This is a genomic window from Streptomyces sp. bgisy159, assembly GCF_965341775.1.
Classification (GTDB): Bacteria; Actinomycetota; Actinomycetes; order Streptomycetales; family Streptomycetaceae; genus Streptomyces.
Genome location: NZ_CBDQZH010000011.1, coordinates 182,787 through 201,357 on the forward strand (window position 1 = coordinate 182,787; position 18,571 = coordinate 201,357).

The window sequence follows — 18,571 nt, forward strand, 5'->3', positions numbered from 1 at the left end:
TGGTCAGCTCCTCAGCAGCAGTGCGGAGGTGGGTACGCCCTCGCCGGCGGTGACGAGGCAGGTGGCGGCGCCCGGCACCTGGGCGGTGCTGGTGCCGCGCAGTTGCCGGACGCCCTCGGTGATCAGGTTGAAGCCGTGGATGTACGCCTCCGACAGCCCGCCCCCGGCGGTGTTGAGCGGCAGCCGCCCGCCGGTCTCCAGGGCGCCGCCCTCGGTGAAGGGGCCGCCCTCGCCGCGCCCGCAGAAGCCGTAGCCCTCCAGGGAGAGCGGTATGAGGGGGGTGAACGCGTCGTAGATCTGGGCGACGTCGACGTCCTGGGGCGTGAAGTCGGCCTGTTTCCACAGGTGCCGGGCGGCGGCCCAGGACGGCCCGGTCAGGGGGTCGTCGGTCCAGTAGTTGACCATGCCGTGGTGCTGTGCGGGCAGGCCCTGGGCGGCGGAGTGCACGTACACGGGCCGCTGCCGGCAGTCCCGGGCGCGCTCGGCCGAGACGACGACGCAGGCCGCCGCGCCGTCCGTTTCCAGGCAGTTGTCGAAGAGGCAGAGCGGCTCGCTGATCCACCGGGACGTCATGTACATCTCCCGGGTGAGGGGCCGTTCGTACATCACGGCGGCCGGGTTCTGGTTGGCGCGGTTGCGGCAGGCGAGGGCGACGTTGAACAGGTGGTCGCGGGTGGCGCCGTACTCGTGCAGGTAGCGGCGGGCCAGCATGGCGATCTCGTCCGCGGGCCGCAGCAGCCCGAAGGGCCGCGTCCACTGGCCCGGCGTGGGCAGCTGCGCCCGGACGTTCGTCCACGGCCGCGGCCCGCTGCCCCGTTTGCGGGACCGCCAGGCGACGCCGACGGTGGCCTGTCCGGCGGTGATGGCGGCGGCGAGGTGGGCGACCGTGGCGCAGGAGCCGCCGCCGCCGAAGCCGACCTTGCCGAAGAAGGTCAGGTCGCCGAACCCGACGGCCTTGGCCAGTTCGACCTCGTCGGTCTCCTCCATGGTGTAGGAGGCGAGCGCGTCGACCTCGCCGGGCGCTATCCCCGCGTCGTCGAGGGCGGCGACGACGGCCCGGCAGGCGAGGCCGCGCTCGTCCTCCTCGAGTCGCTTGGCGAAGGCGGTCTGTCCGATCCCGACGATGGCGGTGGCGTCTTTGAGGGACACGGCCCGCACCTCCGATCTCCGCACGGCGGCCACGACTGTGGCTGACAGGTCGTCAGATTACAGCTAATCTGACGGACAGTCAGCTGGTGTGGTGCGGGGCGGGGAGGCGGCCGTTCATGGAGTGGCGGAACATCCCGGAGCTGGTGCGCTGGTCGGCGGTGCGGTACGCGGACACCGAGGCGGTCGTGGACGGCCGTACCCGGATCACCTACGCAGGTCTCGGCGCCCGCGTCGAACGCGCGGCCGCCGCCTGCCTGGCCCACGGCCTGCGCCCCGGCGAACGGGTGGCGATCTGGGCCCCCAACTCCCTGGACTGGCTGGTCGCAGCCCTCGGCGCGGTCACCGCGGGCGGAGTGCTGGTCCCTCTCAACACCCGCTTCAAGGGCGCCGAGGCGGCCGACGTCCTGCGCCGCAGCGGGACCCGGCTGCTGTTCGTGACGGGCACCTTCCTCGGCACGTCGTACGTGACCTCGCTGAGGCGGGCGGTGGGGGCGGGGCGGGGGCCGGACCTCCCGGGCCTGCCGGAGCTGCGCACGGCGGTGGTGCTGTCCCAGGACGCGCCCCCCGGCTTCCTGACCTGGCCGGACTTCCTGGCGGCGGGGGAGGGCGTACCGGCGGCCGAGGTGCGCGAGGCGGAGATCCCCGCCGACTCGGACATCGTCTACACCTCGGGCACCACGGGCCGCCCCAAGGGCGCGGTGATCACCCACGCGCAGACCCTGCGCGCCTACGACACCTGGAGCGACCTGGCCGGCCTGCGCCACGGCGACCGCTACCTCGTCGTGAACCCGTTCTTCCACACCTTCGGCTACAAGGCCGGCGCCCTCGCCTGCCTGACCCGGGGCGCGACCCTGATCCCGCAGCCGGTCTTCAACGCCGGGACGGCCCTGGCGAACATCGCCGCGGAGCGGGTCTCGGTCCTGCCCGGCCCGCCGACCCTGCTCCAGTCCCTCCTCGACCACCCCGCCCGCCGCGACCACGACCTCTCCTCCCTGCGGCTGGTGGTGACGGGCGCGGCGGTGGTCCCGCTGCGGCTGGTGCGCCGCCTGCGCGACGAACTCGGCGTCGCGACCGTCCTCACCGCCTACGGCCTCTCCGAGGCGTCCGGACTGGTCACCATGTGCCGCCGGGACGACCCGCCCGAGGTGGTCGCCGCCACCTCGGGCCGGCCCGTGCCCGGGGTGGAGGTGCGGGTGGCCGACGGCGCGGGCGCCGCCCTCGCCCCCGGCACGCCCGGCGAGGTCCTGGTCCGCGGCTACAACGTCATGCGCGGCTACGACGGCGACCGCGCGGCCACCGGGGAGGCGCTGACCCCGGACGGCTGGCTGCGCACGGGCGACATCGGCGTCCTGGACCGGCAGGGCAACCTGACGATCACCGACCGCCTGAAGGACATGTACGTCGTCGGCGGCTTCAACGCCTACCCGGCGGAGATCGAACAGGCCCTCGCCCGCCACCCCGGCGTCACCGAAGCGGCGGTGGTCGGCGTACCCGACGCCCGCCTCGGCGAGGTCGGCAGGGCGTACGTGGTCCGCCGGCCGGGGGCGTCGCTCACCGCCGACGAGCTGATCGCCTGGTCCCGGCGCGAGATGGCGAACTACAAGGTGCCGAGGACGGTCCGCTTCGTGCGCGAGCTGCCGAGGAACGCGAGCGGAAAGGTGCTGAAGGGCGAGCTGCGGGGCGGGGACTGAGGTGGTGAAGGGCGAGCTGGGGGACAGAGGCTGACGATCACTCGGTCAGCCGGACCTCCAGCCACGGCCAGACGGCGGCCAGCCGCCCGGGATGCTCGGGCCGGTCCACGGCCGGCACCAGCACCGGCCGCAGCGGGGCCGACGGCAGGAAGCGCACGGTCGTCCCGGTGGTCCCGTCGCCGGGCACGGGCTCCAGACCGGTCACCGGGACGCCGTACTCGTACCGCTGGGTCCAGGAGCCGTCGTGCCGCCGGTTGGTGTGCACCAGCCACTCGCTGAGCGCGGCGACGACGGACATCCCGCGCCGGGGGTGCCCGTCGGGCAGCCGCTCGGCCCCCGGGGAGTCGAAGAACCGCAGGTCCTTGGTGGCCATCACCGGCTTGCGCACCACCCGCCCGGACACGTCGACCCTGGTGTCCGTCCCCCGCCCGTCGTCGGAGACGGCGACGGACCCGTCGCGATGCACGGTGACCACACAGGTCCCGCGGCCCCTGCCCAGTGCCTCGTCGGCGGCGTACGCCACCACCTCCAGCACCAGATGCCAGGCACCGCCGGGCGCGAACTCCCCGGCCCGCTCCCGGACATGAGCGAGATGCCCCTCGTCCACCGACGCGGCCCAGTCATGCGTGGTGTTGACCCACTCGCCCCTCGAAGCACCCATACGCCGAGTATCCCGGGCCGATCCCCGACCCCGGCGGACGACTCCCCCTGCCACTCCGGGCACCCGGTGGACGACTCCCCCTGAAACGCGAATACGGCCGCGGCGGCTCCCCCTCGGCGCCGCCGCGGCCGTCCCCCCTGCGGTGGTCGTCAGCCGGCGCTCTCCGTGGTGGCGTGGTTCTCCAGCAGCATCTTCTGGGGGCCGGTCGCGTGGTTCTCCATGACGGTCACCTCGTCGCCGGCGACCTCGCCCCGCGGCGCGTTCAGAGGCGTCCCCGTGGCGTGGTTCTCCAGCGTGGTCAGAGGCGTCCCGGCGACCTCGCCCTGCGGCGCGTTCAGAGGCGTCCCGGTGGCGTGGTTCTCCAGCGTGGTGACGGCCTCGTCGCCGGTGGCGTGGTTCTCCTGGGGCGTGGCGACCGCCGTGTCGATCGTCTCGTCGCTCATCGTCGTGACTCCTCTGGTTGAGCTGCTGGACCGGGGTCCGGAAGTACCTGCCCGGTGACTCCCCCGAGGGCCACCGGACAGGCGTGGAGGCCGCCACCCTACGGGTGGGCCTTCACCGGCGACCCGCCTGCCCCCCGAAGCGCCGGATCGCGGTACCGAGCGTGCCGCCCGGCGATAAACGAACGATGAACGCCCCGCGTGGGGGCGGTACTCGGGCCCGCTCGGCCCGCTCGGCCGGGCCTGGCCCGCTCGCCCCGGCCGGGCCCGCTCGCTCCGCTCAGGCGCCGCTCACGCGGCGGTCGCCGGGGCGAGCAGGGCGCGGACCTCCGCGGCCTCCGGGGAGCCCAGCCGGTCGAAGACCGACAGCGCCTCCTGCCAGCACGCGCGGGCCCGGTCGGACTGGCCGAGGCTGTTCAGACTGCGCCCGAGCACCGTCAGCACGTTCGCGCGGCGCCACTCGCCGCCGATGCCCCGCAGGACGGACAGGGACTGCTCGGTCATGGCGGCCGCGTTGGCCGGCCTGTGCGCGGCGAGGTGGACCTCGGCCATGCGGAAGAGCGTCATGCCCTCCCAGAGTCGCTGGCGGCTCTCCCGGAACACGCCCAGCGCGTCGTCCAGGCAGGACAGCGCCTCGTCCAGCCGGCCGGACCGGGTCAGGGCCAGGCCGAGGGCGTAGCGGGCGTTGGCGCCGCGCAGGGAGTGCCCCAGGGTGTCGTAGATCGCGACGCCTTCCCCGGCCAGTTCCACGGCGCTGTCGACGCGGTCCGTGGCGAGGTGGATCCGGGACATGTTGCACAGGGCGCTCGCCTCGCCGGGCCGGTTGCCGTCGGCCCGGTAGTTGGTGAGTGCCTCGCGCAGATGGACCTCGCCGTCGTGGTGGCGCCCCTGGTAGAGCGCGATGATGCCCCGGTCGTTGGGGGTGCAGCCGCTCGGCAGCGGGTCCTTGGTGGCCCGGGCCAGTTCCATGGCGTGGTGGGCCTCCTCGTCGGCCTGGGCGAACCGGCCGGCCACGATGTGCACGTTGGTGATCGCCATGCGCGCCCGGCCCTCCGCCCGCGGGTCCCCGCCCGCGCGCGCGGCGTCCCGGGCGGCGAGCGCCGACTCCTCGTACTCGCGTGCGTTGGCCCCCGACTCGGCGAGGTCCTTGGCGGCCCACAGCAGGTCGATGGCGCGGCGCAGCCGGCCGCCCCGCACCGAGTGGCGTACGCAGGCGAGCAGGGTGGTGGCCTCGGTGTACAGCCAGTCCAGCGCGGCGCGCCCGTCGGTGAACCGCAGCCCCGGGTACTCCGTGGCCTGGAGGTGGTCCACCAGCCGGTCCCCGGGCCGTTCGATCGCGTACACCCCGGCCGCGGTCGCCAGGTAGAAGTCCAGCAGCCGCGACATGGCGGCCTCGCGTTCGCTCGGCGGCTGTTCGTCGCGTTCGGCGCAGGCGCGGGCGTAGAGGCGGACCAGGTCGTGGAAGCGGTAGCGGCCGGGGGCGGCGGATTCGAGGAGGGAGGTGTCGACGAGGGATTCGAGGAGGTCCTCGGTGTCGTCGGCGGGCAGGTCGAGGACGGCGGCCGCGGCGGGCAGGGAGATGTCGGGCCCGTCGGCGAGGCCGAGGAGCCGGAAGGCGCGGGCCTGGGCGGGTTCGAGCTGGCCGTAACCGAGTTCGAAGGTGGCCTTGACGGCGAGGTCGCCGGCCTGGAGCTCGTCGAGGCGGCGGCGTTCGTCGGCGAGCTTCGCGGCCAGCACGGACACCGTCCAGGTGCGCCGGGCCGCCAGCCGGGACGCGGCGATGCGGATGGCGAGCGGCAGGAAGCCGCACGCGGCGACCACGTCCAGCGCCGCCTCGCGCTCCGATCCGACCCGCTCCTCGCCGACGATCCGCGTGAACAGCGCCAGCGCCTCGTCCGGCGACATCACGTCCAGGTCGACGAGGTGCGCGCCGGCCAGGTCGACCATGCGCACCCGGGACGTGACCAGGGCCGCGCACCCCTCGGTGCCGGGCAGCAGCGGCCGCACCTGGGCCGCGTCCTTGGCGTTGTCCAGCAGCACCAGCACCCGCCGGCCGTCCAGCACCGACCGGTACAGCGCCGCCCGTTCCTCCAGCGAGTCGGGGATCGCGGAGTCGGCGGTGCCCAGGGCGCGCAGGAAGGCGCCGAGGACGGTCTCCGGCTCGGCCGCCCGCTGGCCGGCGCCCTGCAGGTCGATGTACAGCTGGCCGTCGGGGAAGGCGGCCCGCGCCTGGTGGGCGACGTGCACGGCGAGCGTCGTCTTGCCGACGCCGCCGATGCCGGCCAGCGCGGACACGGCCATCACCCGGCCCTCGCTGCCCGACGCCGCAGCCAGCACCTCGCTCAGCTCCCGCACGGAGGCGGAGCGCCCGGTGAAGTCCGGCACGGTCGCCGGGAGCTGGGCCGGGCGCACCGGGACGACCGCCGGTTCGGCGGCCGGCGCCGGGGGCTCCGCGAGGGCCGGGTCGGCGCGCAGGATGCGGCCCTGCAGCTCGCGCAGGCCGCGCCGCGGGTCGACGCCGAGTTCCTCGGCGAGCAGGCGGCGGGTGTCGGCGTACACCGCGAGGGCCTCCGCCTGCCGGCCGCTGCGGTACAGGGCGAGCATCAGCAGCTCGCGCAGGCGTTCGCGCAGCGGGTGGGCGGCGGTCAGGGCGGTCAGTTCGGAGACCGCCTCGGCGTGGCAGCCCTGCTCCAGGTCCATGTCGAGGCGGGACTCCAGCAGGCCGAGCCGCCACTCCTCCAGCCGGACCCGCTGGGCCTCGGCGTACGGGCCGGGCACGCCGGCCAGCGCCTCGCCGTCCCACAGGTCCAGCGCCCGGTTCAGGGCCTCGCGCGCCCGGGTGAGGTCACCGGCCGCCCGGGCCTTCTCGGCCTCGGCGGCCAGGTGCTGCGCCTCGGTCAGGTCCAGCGCGCCCTCGCCGAGCCCGCGCACGGCGTACCCGCCCGACTCGCTGACCAGGACCCCGGGGTCGAGCACCTTGCGCAGCCGGGAGGCGTACGTGCGCAGCGCGGCCAGCGCCTGGGAGGGCGGTTCCTCGCCCCACAGCGCGTCGATCAGCTCGCCGGCGGTGGCGGTACGGCCCTCGCGCAGCAGCAGCGCGGCGAGCAGCGCCCGCTGCTGCGGGGAGCCGGTCGCCAGCGCCGTGCCGTCCCGCCAGGCCCGTACGGGTCCGAGCACGCCGAAGCGCACGGCCGTCCGCCCGGGCACCTCGGCACCCCCGCCGTCGCCGGCGGGGCCCGGACGCCTCTGCTCCGGCACGCGCGGTCCACGGTCGTCCATTCGGAGTCCCCCTCGGCTTCCTCACCATCAAGGTCAGTTTGCCCTGTCCATGCCGGAAACGTCAGCCGGGCGAGACCCCGATCACAGGCGGGTGGGCGGGAGTGCACGAAGTCCGCACATCGTCCCCGCACCGTTCCCCGCGGACCGCCGGCCGACACCCTAGCTGACGGTCCGTCAGATCAGCGCTACCGTGGCGGACATGGACTCCGAGACGACCACGACCCCCGTCACCTCCGGGACCACCACCCTGCCCCGGATCATCTCCGTCGACGACCACACCGTCGAACCCCCCACCGTCTGGCAGGACCGCCTCCCGGAGAAGTACCGGGACACCGGCCCCCGCGTCGTCCGCGCCCCGCTGAAGGAGATGACCTTCCTCGGCGGCCGCTTCAAACCCGTCATGGGCCGCCCCGGCAGCGACGACGGCCCGCTCGGCGACTGGTGGGTCTACGAGGACCTGCACCGCCCGCTGACCCGCCTGGACACCGCCGTCGGGTACAGCAGGGACGACATCCGGCTGGAGGTCATCACCTACGAGCAGATGCGCCCCGGCTCCTACGACGTGCCCGCCCGCCTCGCCGACATGGACGTCAACCACGTCCAGTCCGCGCTCTGCTTCCCGACCTTCCCCCGCTTCTGCGGCCAGACCTTCACCGAGGCGCGCGACCACGACCTCGGGCTGCTCTGCGTGCGCGCCTACAACGACTGGATGGTGGAGGAGTGGTGCGGCCCGCAGGCCGGGGGCCGGCTGATCCCGCTCACCCTCATCCCCCTGTGGGATGCCGAGCTGGCCGCGGCCGAGGTCCGCCGCAACGCCGCACGCGGCGTGCGTGCCGTCGCCTTCTCCGAGATACCCCCGCACCTCGGCCTGCCCTCGGTCCACACCGACGACTGGGACCCCTTCCTCGCCGCCTGCGCCGAGACCGGCACCGTAGTCGCCATGCACATCGGCTCCAGCAGCCGCATGCCGTCCACCTCCGCCGACGCCCCGCCCGCCGTGGGCTCCACCATCACCTTCGCCAACTGCTGCTTCTCCATGGTCGACTGGCTGATGAGCGGCAAGTTCGAGCGGTTCCCCGGCCTGCGGGTGATGTACGCGGAGGGCCAGATCGGCTGGATCCCGTACATCCTGGAGCGCGCCGACGTCGTGTGGGAGGAGAACCGCGGCTGGGGCGGCGTCGCCGGCAAGGTCCGCCGGCCGCCGTCCGAACTCTTCGCGGAGCACGTGTACGGCTGCTTCTTCGACGACGCCTTCGGGCTGCGCAACCTGGACGCCATCGGCGTCGGCAACGTCCTCTACGAGACCGACTACCCGCACTCCGACTCCACCTGGCCGAAGTCCCGCGAGGTGGGCGAGGCGCAGATGGGGCACCTGCCCGCGGACGTCGTCGAGCGGATCGTCCGGGGCAACGCGATCGAGCTGCTGCAGCTCACCCCGGAGGGGCTCTGGTCGCCGTGAGGTACGGCATCCAGCTGCCCGTCCAGGCGCAGAGCACCCTCTTCGCCGAGCCCTGGGAGGCCGCCGCCGGCCCCGCCGACCTGGTCGCGGTGGCGCGGGCCGCCGAGGCCGCCGGGTTCGCGTACGTCGCGGTCTGCGACCACGTCGCCGTCCCGCGCCGCCTGGCCGCGGCGATGAGCACGGTCTGGTACGACCCCGTCGCCACCCTCTCCTACCTCGCCGCCGCGACCGAACGCGTCCGGCTGCTCAGCCACGTCGCCGTCGTCGCCCTGCGCCACCCGCTGCTGACCGCCAAGCAGTACGCCACCCTCGACCACCTCAGCGGCGGACGGCTCGTCCTCGGGGTCGGGGCGGGGCACGTGCCGGAGGAGTTCGCGGCGCTCGGCGTGGACTTCGGCGGCCGGGGGGCCGTCCTCGACGAGACGGTGGACGCGCTGCGTGCGGCGCTCGGCCCGGACGAGTTCCCCGAGCACCACGGCAAGCGCTACGACTTCCAGGGGCTCGGCCAGCGCCCCCGCCCCGCCCAGCCGCACGTCCCGCTGTGGGTGGGCGGCTCCTCGCCGGCCGCGGTGCGCCGGGCCGCGCTGAAGGGGGACGGCTGGCTGCCCCAGGGCGACCCCCGGGACCGCCTGCCGGACCAGATCGCCCGCATCCGGCGGCTGCGCGAGAGGCACGGCCGGCACGGCGACTTCACCGTGGGGGCCCTCGCCGAGCCCCTGTACCTCGGCACCCCCGCCTGGGACGTCGGCCGCCGCACCCTGACCGGCGCCCCGGACGCCGTCGCCGAGTCGCTGCGGGCGTACCGGGCGATGGGCGTGCACCAGGTCCAGGTCCGGTTCCGCAGCCGGAGCCGGACGGAACTCACCGACCAGATCACCGCGTTCGGCGCCGACGTGGCGCCCCTACTGGGCTGAGGAGACGGCATGGGCAAGCTGGACGGACGGGTCGTCATCGTCACCGGGGCGGCGCGCGGACAGGGGGAGCAGGAGGCGCGGCTCTTCCGGGCGGAGGGCGCGGACGTCGTCGTGGCCGATGTGCTGGACGAGCAGGGGCAGGCGCTGGCGAAGGAGCTGGGCGCGCTGTACGTCCACCTGGACGTGGGGGAGGAGGCCGACTGGGACGCGGCCGTGTCGGCGGCGCTGGAGGCGTACGGGAGGCTCGACGGGCTGGTGAACAACGCCGGCATCCTGCGCTTCAACGCGCTCGTGGACACCCCGCTGGACGAGTTCATGCGGGTCGTGCGGGTCAACCAGATCGGCTGCTTCCTGGGGGTGAAGGCGGTGGCGCCGCGGATGCCCGAGGGTGGCGGGACCATCGTCAACACCGCCTCCTACACGGGGCTGACCGGCATGGCCGCCGTGGGCGCCTACGCCGCCACCAAGCACGCCGTCCTCGGCCTGACCAGGGTCGCCGCACTGGAGCTCGCCCCGCGCGGCATCCGGGTCAACGCCGTGTGTCCCGGCGCGATCGACACGGCGATGTCCAACCCCTCCCGGCTCGACCCGGACGCCGACCCGGAGGAGACCGCGCGGGCCCTGGACACGCTCTACCGGGGCCTGGTGCCGCTGGGCCGGATCGGGCGCCCGGAGGAGGTGGCACGGCTGGCGCTGTTCCTGTCCTGCGCGGACTCGTCGTACATCACCGGGCAGCCGTTCGTGATCGACGGCGGCTGGCTGGCCGGGGTGTCCATTGTCTGACTGACCGTCAGCTATTGACGGTGTCAGCCGCCGATGCCAATCTGACGACTCGTCAGCTAACTGAGCCGGGGACGGTGACCGCCGTGGAATTCGGGCTGTTCGTACAGGGATACGTGGGCAAGCGCGCCGAGACCGACCCGCTGGCCGAGCACAAGGCGCTGATGGAGGAGACCGAGTACGTCATCCAGGCCGACCGGTCCGGCTTCAAGTACGCCTGGGCCTCCGAGCACCACTTCCTGGAGGAGTACTCCCACCTGTCCGCCAACGACGTCTTCCTCGGCTACCTCGCCCACGCCACCGAACGCATCCACCTCGGCTCGGGCATCTTCAACCCGCTCGCCCAGGTCAACCACCCGGTGAAGGTCGCCGAGAAGGTCGCCATGCTCGACCACCTCACCGAGGGCCGCTTCGAATTCGGCTCCGGACGCGGCGCCGGCTCCCACGAGATCCTCGGCTTCCTCCCCGGCATCACCGACATGAACCACACCAAGGAGATCTGGGAGGAGACGATCGCCGAGTTCCCCAGGATGTGGCTCCAGGACGAGTACGCCGGCTTCCAGGGCAAGCACTGGTCGCTGCCGCCCCGGAAGATCCTGCCCAAGCCGTACGGCAAGTCGCACCCGGCGATGTGGTACGCCGCCGGATCCCCGCCGTCGTACGCGATGGCCGCCCGCAAGGGCCTCGGCGTGCTGGGCTTCAGCATCCAGAAGGTGTCCGACATGGAATGGGTGCTGGAGCAGTACAAGACGGCCGTCGTGGACGCCGAGCCGGTCGGCGACTTCGTCAACGACAACGTGATGGTGACGACGACCGCGATCTGCGCCCCCACCCACGACGAGGCCATCCGCATCGCCGTGAACGGCGGCCTGCACTACCTGCCGTCCCTCGTCTTCCGCTACCACGACACCTTCCCGCGCCCCGAGGGCTTCCCCGAGTGGCCCGAGACGCTGCCCGAGTACACCGCCGAGTTCGTCGAGATCCTCATCGAGGAGGAGCTGCTGATCTGCGGCGACCCCGACGAGGTGCTGCGCCAGTGCAAGCGGTGGGAGCAGGCCGGCGCCGACCAGCTCAGCTTCGGCCTGCCGGTGGGCGTCCCCAAGGAGGAGACGCTCCAGACGATCCGGCTCATCGGGGAGCACGTCATCCCCAGGATCGACACCGACCCGGTGCACCGGACGACCCGCTTCCGCCAGTCCGCGTAAGGGGGCCGGACCATGCTCGACCACGTCATCAGGGGCGCGACCGTCGTCGACGGGACCGGCGCCCCCGCGTACACCGCCGACCTCGGCATACGGGACGGCCGGATCGCCCGCGTCGGCCGGATCACCGAGCCGTCCCGCACCACCGAGGACGCCGCCGGCCTCGTCCTCGCCCCCGGCTTCGTCGACCCCCACACCCACTACGACGCCCAGCTCTTCTGGGACCCGTACGCCACCCCCTCCCTCAACCACGGCGTCACCACCGTCGTCGCCGGCAACTGCGGCTTCACGCTGGCACCCCTGCACCCGGACCGGCCCGGCGACGCCGACTACACGCGCCGCATGATGGCCAAGGTCGAGGGCATGTCCCTGATCGCCCTGGAGGAGGGCGCCCCCTGGACCTGGCACGGCTTCGGCGAGTACCTGGACGCGCTGGAGGGCCGGATCGCGGTCAACGCCGGCTTCATGGTGGGGCACTGCGCGCTGCGCCGGCACGCGATGGGCCCGGCGGCGATCGGCGGACAGCCCGGCGGGGAGCAACTGGCCGCGATGACCGCCCTGCTGCACGACGCGATGGACGCCGGCGCCTGGGGACTGTCCACCACCCAGTCGAGCACCCACACCGACGGCGACGGCGCCCCCGTCGCCTCCCGCCACGCCCGCCCGGCCGAGCTGCTGGCCCTGGCGAAGGCGGTCGGCGAGCACGAGGGCACCCAGATCGAGGCGATCGTCGCGGGCTGCCTGGACCAGTTCGCCGACGAGGAGATCGACCTGCTGGTGGAGCTGAGCGCCACCGCCGGCCGCCCCCTGAACTGGAACGTCCTCACCGTCGACGCGGCCGTCCCGGAACGGGTCCCCCGCCAGCTGCTCGCGAGTGAGCGGGCCCGCAAGGCCGGCGGCCGGATCGTCGCCCTCACCATGCCGATCCTCACCCCGATGAACATGTCGCTGGGCACCTTCTGCGCGCTCAACCTCATCCCCGGCTGGGGCCCCGTCCTCGCCCTGCCGGTGCCCGAGCGCATCGCCCGGCTGCGCGACCCGTCGGTCCGCGCCGAGCTGCTGCGGCACGCCGAGGCCAAGGAGGCCGGCGTCTTCCGGCGGCTGACGAACTTCGGGCGCTACGTCGTCGGCGACACCTACAGCCCCGCCAACGACGGCCTGACCGGGCGGGTCGTGCGGGACATCGCCGCCGAGCGCGGCCAGGACCCCTTCCACTGCCTGGTGGAGATCTGCGCCGCCGACGACCTGCGCACGGTGCTGTGGCCGATGCCCACGGACAACGACCCGGCGTCCTGGGCGTTGCGCGCCGAGACCTGGCGCCACCAGGACGTGCTGCTCGGCGGCTCCGACGCGGGCGCCCACCTGGACCGCATGTGCGGGGCGCCCTACACCACCCGGTTCCTCGGCGACTGCCTGCGCGGCCGGAAACTGGCGGGCCTGGAGCAGGCGGTGCGCATGCTGACCGACGACCCGGCACGGCTGTTCGGCCTGCGCGGGCGCGGGCGCATCGCCGAGGGCTTCCACGCCGACCTGGTGCTGTTCGACCCGGAGCGGATCGACGCCGCCCCGGCCACCCTGGTCCACGACCTGCCCGGTGACAGCCCGCGCCTGGACTCCAAGGCCCTCGGCGTCCGCGCCGTCTGGGTCAACGGGGCCGAGACGATCCGCGACGACACGGTGACCGGCGCGGTCCCGGGACGGGTGCTGCGCTCCGGCCGGGACACCCGGACGGTGAGCACCCGGTGAGGCAGCGGCTGTTCGTCGGCGGCGAGTGGGTCGAGCCGGACGGCGGCCACTACGCCGTCGTCGACCCGGCGTCCGAGGAGACCGTCGGCTGGGCGCCCGAGGCGTCCCCCGAGCAGGCCCGCGCGGCGTGCGCGGCGGCCCGCGAGGCGTTCGAACGGTGGTCGCGGACGCCCCCGGAGGAACGGGCGGCGGTGCTGGCCCGCACCGCGCGGATCATCCACGAGCGGTCGGCCGACCTGACGGCGCTCGCCCAGGCCGAGACCGGCGCCACCACGGCCACCGCCCGCGCCATGCAGGTCGGCGTCGGCGCGGCCCGCTTCCGGCGCTACGCGCGCGTGGAGCCCGCGGAACGGGCACTGCCACCGCAGATCAACGAGGCCGGTCCCATGGGCGGGGGCGGGGTCCTGGGCGCGCTGGCCGTCCGCCAGCCCGTCGGCGTGGTCACCTGCGTCACCTCGTACAACAACCCGTGGGCGAACCCCGCCGGGAAGGTCGCCCCGGCCCTCGCCATGGGCAACACGGTAGTGGTGAAACCCGCACCGCAGGACCCGCTGTCCGTGTACCGCATGGCGGAGGCGCTCCAGGCGGCCGGGCTGCCGCCGGGCGTCGTCAACGTGGTGTCCGGGCGCTCGGTGGCCGTGGGGGAGGCGACCGTGGCCTCGCCGGACGTCGACATGGTCAGCTTCACCGGCTCCACGGCCGTCGGGCAGCACATCGCGGAAGTCTGCGGCCGGACCATGAAACGCCAGCTGATGGAGCTGGGCGGCAAGGGGGCCGCCCTCGTCCTCGACGACGCCGACCTCGACTCGGCGGTGTCCGGCATCGGCACCACCTTCTCCTTCTACAGCGGCCAGATCTGCACCGCCCCGACCCGGGTCCTGGCCCAGCGGGGCGTGTACGACCGCCTGGTGGACCGGCTGGCCGGCTACGCCCGCCGCCTGAAGGTCGGCGACCCGAGGGAGCGCGACACCGTGGTGGGCCCGCTGATCTCGGCGGCCCACCGCGACCGCGTGGAGTCGTACGTCGAACTGGCCCGCAAGGAGGGCGCCGTGGTCGTCACCGGCGGCGAACGCCCGCCGCTCGACCGGGGCTTCCACACCGCACCCACCGTCCTGGCCGACTGCGCCAACACCATGCGCGTGGCCCGGGAGGAGATCTTCGGCCCCGTGGTGGCGGTGATCCCCTTCGACGACGAGGAGGAGGGCATCGCCCTCGCCAACGACTCCGACTACGGCCTCATCGACTACGTCTGGTCCGCCGACACCGCCCGCGCCTTCCGCATCGCCCGCCGCCTGCGCGCCGGCGGGGTCGGGGTGAACACCGTCGGCCGCAACATGGAGGCCCCCTTCGGCGGCTTCAAACAGAGCGGCGTCGGCCGGGACGTCGGCTCCTACGCCCTGCACGCGTACAGCGAGCTGCAGGCGATCGTGTGGGCGGGGTGAGGGGTGAGGGGTGAGGGGTGGGCGGGCTGAGCCGGCTGGGCGGGGCGGTGGGCTGCGGGCCGCCTTGGGCCTGCCGACCGGCCCGCGACGATCCGGATGCCGACCAGTCGGTATCGACAGTCGGCCCGCGGCCCGGTAGAGATGGGCACAGCATCCGCGGACCGAGAGGCCAGGCCCCATGCGCATCGCCGTGACCATCTTCCTGACCGACGAGACGATCACCCCCACCCGGCTCGCCCAGGAGCTGGAGCAACGCGGCTTCGCGGGGCTCTACCTGCCCGAGCACACCCACATCCCCGTCGAGCGCACCACGCCCTACCCGGCGGGCGGCGAGCTGCCCCGCGAGTACGGCCGTACCCTCGATCCGTTCATCGCCCTGGGCCAGGCCGCCGCCGTCACCGAGACGCTCGGCCTCGGCACCGGCATCACCCTCGTCGCCCAGCACGACCCGATCGACCTCGCCAAGCAGGCCGCCACCCTCGACCACCTCTCCGGCGGCCGCCTCACCCTCGGCGTCGGCTACGGCTGGAACGTCGAGGAAGCCGCCGACCACGGCGTCGAGTGGCGCACCCGACGCGAACTCGTCCGGGACCGCCTCGCCCTCATGCGCGCCCTGTGGGCCGACGAACCCACCGCCTACAAGGGCGAGTTCGGCAGTGTGCGGGCCAGCTACGCCCACCCCAAGCCGGTCCGGGCGCCGCGCGGCCCGGTCGTCGGCCCGCGCACCCTGGTCGGCGGGGCGGCCGGACCCAAGCTGTTCTCCCACATCAGCGAGTACGCCGACGGCTGGCTCCCGATCGGCGGCCGCGGCCTCGGCGAGGCCCTGCCCGTCCTGCGCACCGCCTGGACCGACGCCGGACGCGACCCCGAGACCCTCCAGATCGTCCCGTACGCCGTCCAGCCCACCGCCGGCAAGCTCAGCCACTACGCGGACCTCGGTATCGATGAGGTGGTGGCGCAGTTGCCCCCGGCGGGCGAGACGGAGACGCTACGGATCCTCGACGCATACGCCGAGTACCTGTGAACCGAGAGCACCCTGCACCGGGGGCGCGGGGAACCGCGCGACCAGCCACAACACCGACCCGCACCCGCTGACGGGCCGCACCCCCGACACAGAACCCCGAAACCCGCCGAACCGGCGGAGCCAATACGCTCGGAGGATGACGACTTCCGCGACCTCCGGAACCGGACCCACCGAGAACTCCCTGCGTCGCGCCCTCAGACGTGCCCGGGACGGCGTCGCCCTCGACGTCGGCGAGGCGGCCGTCCTGCTGCAGGCCCGCGGCGAGCACCTCACGGACCTCGCCGCGTCGGCCGCCCGTGTGCGGGACGCCGGCCTGGCGGCGGCCGGCCGGCCCGGCGTCATCACCTACTCCAAGAGCGTCTTCGTCCCCCTCACCCGGCTGTGCCGGGACAAGTGCCACTACTGCACCTTCGTCACCGTCCCCGGAAAACTGCGCCGCGCCGGACACGGCATGTTCATGTCCCCCGACGAGGTGCTGGACATCGCCCGGCGCGGCGCCGCCCTCGGCTGCAAGGAAGCGCTGATCACCCTCGGCGACAAGCCCGAGGACCGCTGGCCCGAGGCGCGCGAGTGGCTGGACGCGCACGGCTACGACGACACCATCGCCTATGTCCGCGCGATCTCCATCCGCATCCTGGAGGAGACCGGCCTGCTCCCGCACCTCAACCCGGGTGTGATGACGTGGACCGACTTCCAGCGCCTGAAGCCGGTCGCCCCGTCCATGGGCATGATGCTGGAGACGACCGCGACCCGCCTGTGGTCCGAACCCGGCGGCCCCCACCACGGCTCCCCGGACAAGGAGCCGGCCGTCCGCCTGCGCGTGCTGGAGGACGCCGGCCGCTCCTCCGTCCCCTTCACCTCCGGCCTGCTGATCGGCATCGGCGAGACCTACGAGGAGCGGGCCGAGTCCCTGTTTGCGCTCCGCAAGGTCTCCCGGGCCTACCACGGCATACAGGAACTGATCATCCAGAACTTCCGCGCCAAGCCCGACACCGCGATGCGCGGCATGCCGGACGCGGAACTCGACGACCTCGTGGCCACCGTGGCCGTCGCCCGCCACATCCTGGGCCCGTCCGCCTGCCTCCAGGCCCCTCCGAACCTCGTCGACAGCGAGTACGGGCGGCTGATCGGCGCCGGCATCGACGACTGGGGCGGCGTCTCCCCGCTCACCATCGACCACGTCAACCCCGAACGCCCCTGGCCGCAGATCGAGGACCTCGCCGGGAAGTCGGCGGCGGCCGGCTTCGAACTGCGCGAACGGCTCTGCGTCTACCCGGAGTTCGTGCGCCGCGGCGAGCCCTGGCTGGACCCGCGGCTCCTCCCGCACGTCCGTGCCCTCGCCGACCCCGACACCGGCCTGGCCCGCCCCGACGCCGTGGTCGAGGGCCACCCCTGGCAGGAACCCGAGGACGCCTTCGTCGCGTCCGGCCGCACCGACCTGCACACCACCATCGACAGCCAGGGCCGCACCTCCGACCGCCGCGACGACTTCGACGAGGTGTACGGCGACTGGGCCGCCCTGCGCGAGGCCGCCGCCCCCGGCATGGCCCCCGAGCGCATCGACGCCGACGTACGCCAGGCCCTGCGCACCGCGGCCGACGACCCCACGCGGCTCACCGACCCCGAGGCGCTGGCCCTGCTGCACGCCGACGGCCCGGCCCTGGACGCGCTCTGCCAAGTGGCCGACGACGTACGGAAGTCCGCGGTGGGCGACGACGTCACCTACATCGTCACCCGCAACATCAACTTCACCAACGTCTGCTACACCGGCTGCCGGTTCTGCGCCTTCGCGCAGCGCCGCACCGACGCCGACGCCTACACCCTCTCCCTCGGCCAGGTCGCGGACCGCGCCCAGCAGGCGTGGGAGGTGGGCGCGGTGGAGGTCTGCATGCAGGGCGGCATCCACCCCGACCTGCCGGGCACCGCCTACTTCGACATCGCGAAGGCGGTGAAGGAACGCGTCCCCGGCATGCACGTCCACGCCTTCTCCCCCATGGAGGTGGTGAACGGAGCCACCCGAACCGGTATGTCGATCCGCGAGTGGTTGACGGCCGCGAAGGAGGCCGGACTCGACTCGATCCCCGGCACCGCGGCCGAGATCCTCGACGACGAGGTCCGCTGGGTGCTGACCAAGGGCAAGCTGCCCACGGCCACCTGGACCGAGGTGATCACCACGGCCCACGAGCTGGGCATCCGCTCCTCCTCGACGATGATGTACGGCCACGTGGACCAGCCCCGGCACTGGCTCGGCCACCTGCGCACCCTGGCCGGCATCCAGCAACGCACCGGTGGCTTCACCGAGTTCGTGACGCTGCCCTTCATCCACACCAACGCCCCGGTGTACCTGGCCGGCATCGCCCGCCCCGGCCCCACCGTGCGGGACAACCGCGCGGTGACGGCGATGGCGCGGCTGCTCCTGCACCCGCACATCCCCAACATCCAGACGAGCTGGGTGAAGCTGGGCTCGGACGGCGCGGCGGAGATGCTCCGCTCCGGCGCCAACGATCTCGGCGGCACCCTCATGGAGGAGACCATCTCCCGGATGGCGGGCTCCTCCTACGGCTCCTACAAGTCGGTCCGCGACCTGATCGCGGTCGCCGAAGCGGCCGACCGCCCGGCCCGCCCCCGCACCACCCTCTACGGCGAGGTCCCCGAGGAGCGCAGGCGGGCGGCGGAGGCCTCGGACGGCCACCTGCCGGACCTGCTGCCGGTCCTGGACTGAACCCGGACCAGCCCTGGACCAGCCCCGGGCCGGCCCCGGGGCGGGGCCAGGGCGAACCCTGG

General features: G+C 73.9%; 13 protein-coding genes. 9 read left to right on the forward strand and 4 right to left on the reverse strand.

The window, feature by feature from the left end; genetic code table 11:
• Nucleotides 1-3: 3 nt before the first annotated feature.
• Nucleotides 4-1,149 carry a lipid-transfer protein gene (locus ACSLTV_RS14155; RefSeq protein WP_432156362.1) on the reverse strand — a complete coding sequence of 382 codons (1,146 nt, stop codon included), beginning with the start codon at nt 1,147-1,149 and terminating at the stop codon, nt 4-6.
• A 116-nt stretch (nt 1,150-1,265) separates the two neighbouring features.
• On the opposite strand from ACSLTV_RS14155, the gene ACSLTV_RS14160 reads away from it, so the two are divergent.
• Nucleotides 1,266-2,840 carry a FadD3 family acyl-CoA ligase gene (locus tag ACSLTV_RS14160; RefSeq protein ID WP_432156361.1) on the forward strand — a complete coding sequence of 525 codons (1,575 nt, stop codon included), beginning with the start codon at nt 1,266-1,268 and terminating at the stop codon, nt 2,838-2,840.
• A gap of 37 nt (nt 2,841-2,877) precedes the next feature.
• On the opposite strand, the gene ACSLTV_RS14165 is transcribed toward ACSLTV_RS14160, so the two are convergent.
• The 3 genes from ACSLTV_RS14165 to ACSLTV_RS14175 form a co-directional block, all read right to left on the reverse strand.
• The gene (locus tag ACSLTV_RS14165; protein ID WP_435612238.1) at nt 2,878-3,501 is read right to left on the reverse strand and encodes an ATP-binding protein; all 624 of its coding nucleotides are present in this window, start codon (nt 3,499-3,501) and stop codon (nt 2,878-2,880) included.
• Nucleotides 3,502-3,650: 149 nt separating this feature from the next.
• The gene (locus ACSLTV_RS14170; RefSeq protein WP_432137407.1) at nt 3,651-3,944 is read right to left on the reverse strand and encodes a hypothetical protein; all 294 of its coding nucleotides are present in this window, start codon (nt 3,942-3,944) and stop codon (nt 3,651-3,653) included.
• Between the two features lie 288 nt (nt 3,945-4,232).
• Nucleotides 4,233-7,220 carry an AfsR/SARP family transcriptional regulator gene (locus ACSLTV_RS14175; RefSeq protein WP_432137408.1) on the reverse strand — a complete coding sequence of 996 codons (2,988 nt, stop codon included), beginning with the start codon at nt 7,218-7,220 and terminating at the stop codon, nt 4,233-4,235.
• Between the two features lie 199 nt (nt 7,221-7,419).
• Here ACSLTV_RS14175 and ACSLTV_RS14180 point away from each other — a divergent pair, with 199 nt between their 5' ends.
• The 8 genes from ACSLTV_RS14180 to ACSLTV_RS14215 all read left to right on the forward strand — a co-directional run bounded on the left by ACSLTV_RS14180 (nt 7,420) and on the right by ACSLTV_RS14215 (nt 18,509).
• Nucleotides 7,420-8,679: an amidohydrolase family protein gene (locus tag ACSLTV_RS14180; protein ID WP_432137409.1), complete on the forward strand. Its 1,260-nt coding sequence runs from the start codon at nt 7,420-7,422 to the stop codon at nt 8,677-8,679.
• The gene (locus ACSLTV_RS14185; protein WP_432137410.1) at nt 8,676-9,593 is read left to right on the forward strand and encodes a TIGR03619 family F420-dependent LLM class oxidoreductase; all 918 of its coding nucleotides are present in this window, start codon (nt 8,676-8,678) and stop codon (nt 9,591-9,593) included. Before ACSLTV_RS14180 ends, ACSLTV_RS14185 begins: the two co-directional genes overlap by 4 nt.
• A gap of 9 nt (nt 9,594-9,602) precedes the next feature.
• Nucleotides 9,603-10,376, forward strand: coding sequence for an SDR family NAD(P)-dependent oxidoreductase (locus tag ACSLTV_RS14190; protein ID WP_432137411.1), 774 nt, complete (start codon nt 9,603-9,605; stop codon nt 10,374-10,376).
• 83 nt (nt 10,377-10,459) lie between these two features.
• Nucleotides 10,460-11,578: an LLM class flavin-dependent oxidoreductase gene (locus ACSLTV_RS14195; RefSeq protein WP_435612245.1), complete on the forward strand. Its 1,119-nt coding sequence runs from the start codon at nt 10,460-10,462 to the stop codon at nt 11,576-11,578.
• A 12-nt stretch (nt 11,579-11,590) separates the two neighbouring features.
• Nucleotides 11,591-13,321 carry an N-acyl-D-amino-acid deacylase family protein gene (locus ACSLTV_RS14200; RefSeq protein WP_432139577.1) on the forward strand — a complete coding sequence of 577 codons (1,731 nt, stop codon included), beginning with the start codon at nt 11,591-11,593 and terminating at the stop codon, nt 13,319-13,321.
• Nucleotides 13,318-14,763 (forward strand): aldehyde dehydrogenase family protein, encoded by a 1,446-nt coding sequence (locus tag ACSLTV_RS14205; RefSeq protein ID WP_432156356.1) that lies wholly within the window; start codon nt 13,318-13,320, stop codon nt 14,761-14,763. The genes ACSLTV_RS14200 and ACSLTV_RS14205 overlap by 4 nt, the downstream gene beginning before the upstream one ends.
• Before the next feature lie 178 nt (nt 14,764-14,941).
• Nucleotides 14,942-15,787 (forward strand): LLM class F420-dependent oxidoreductase, encoded by an 846-nt coding sequence (locus ACSLTV_RS14210; RefSeq protein ID WP_432139579.1) that lies wholly within the window; start codon nt 14,942-14,944, stop codon nt 15,785-15,787.
• Between the two features lie 136 nt (nt 15,788-15,923).
• The gene (locus ACSLTV_RS14215; RefSeq protein WP_435612239.1) at nt 15,924-18,509 is read left to right on the forward strand and encodes a bifunctional FO biosynthesis protein CofGH; all 2,586 of its coding nucleotides are present in this window, start codon (nt 15,924-15,926) and stop codon (nt 18,507-18,509) included.
• Nucleotides 18,510-18,571 lie beyond the last annotated feature (62 nt).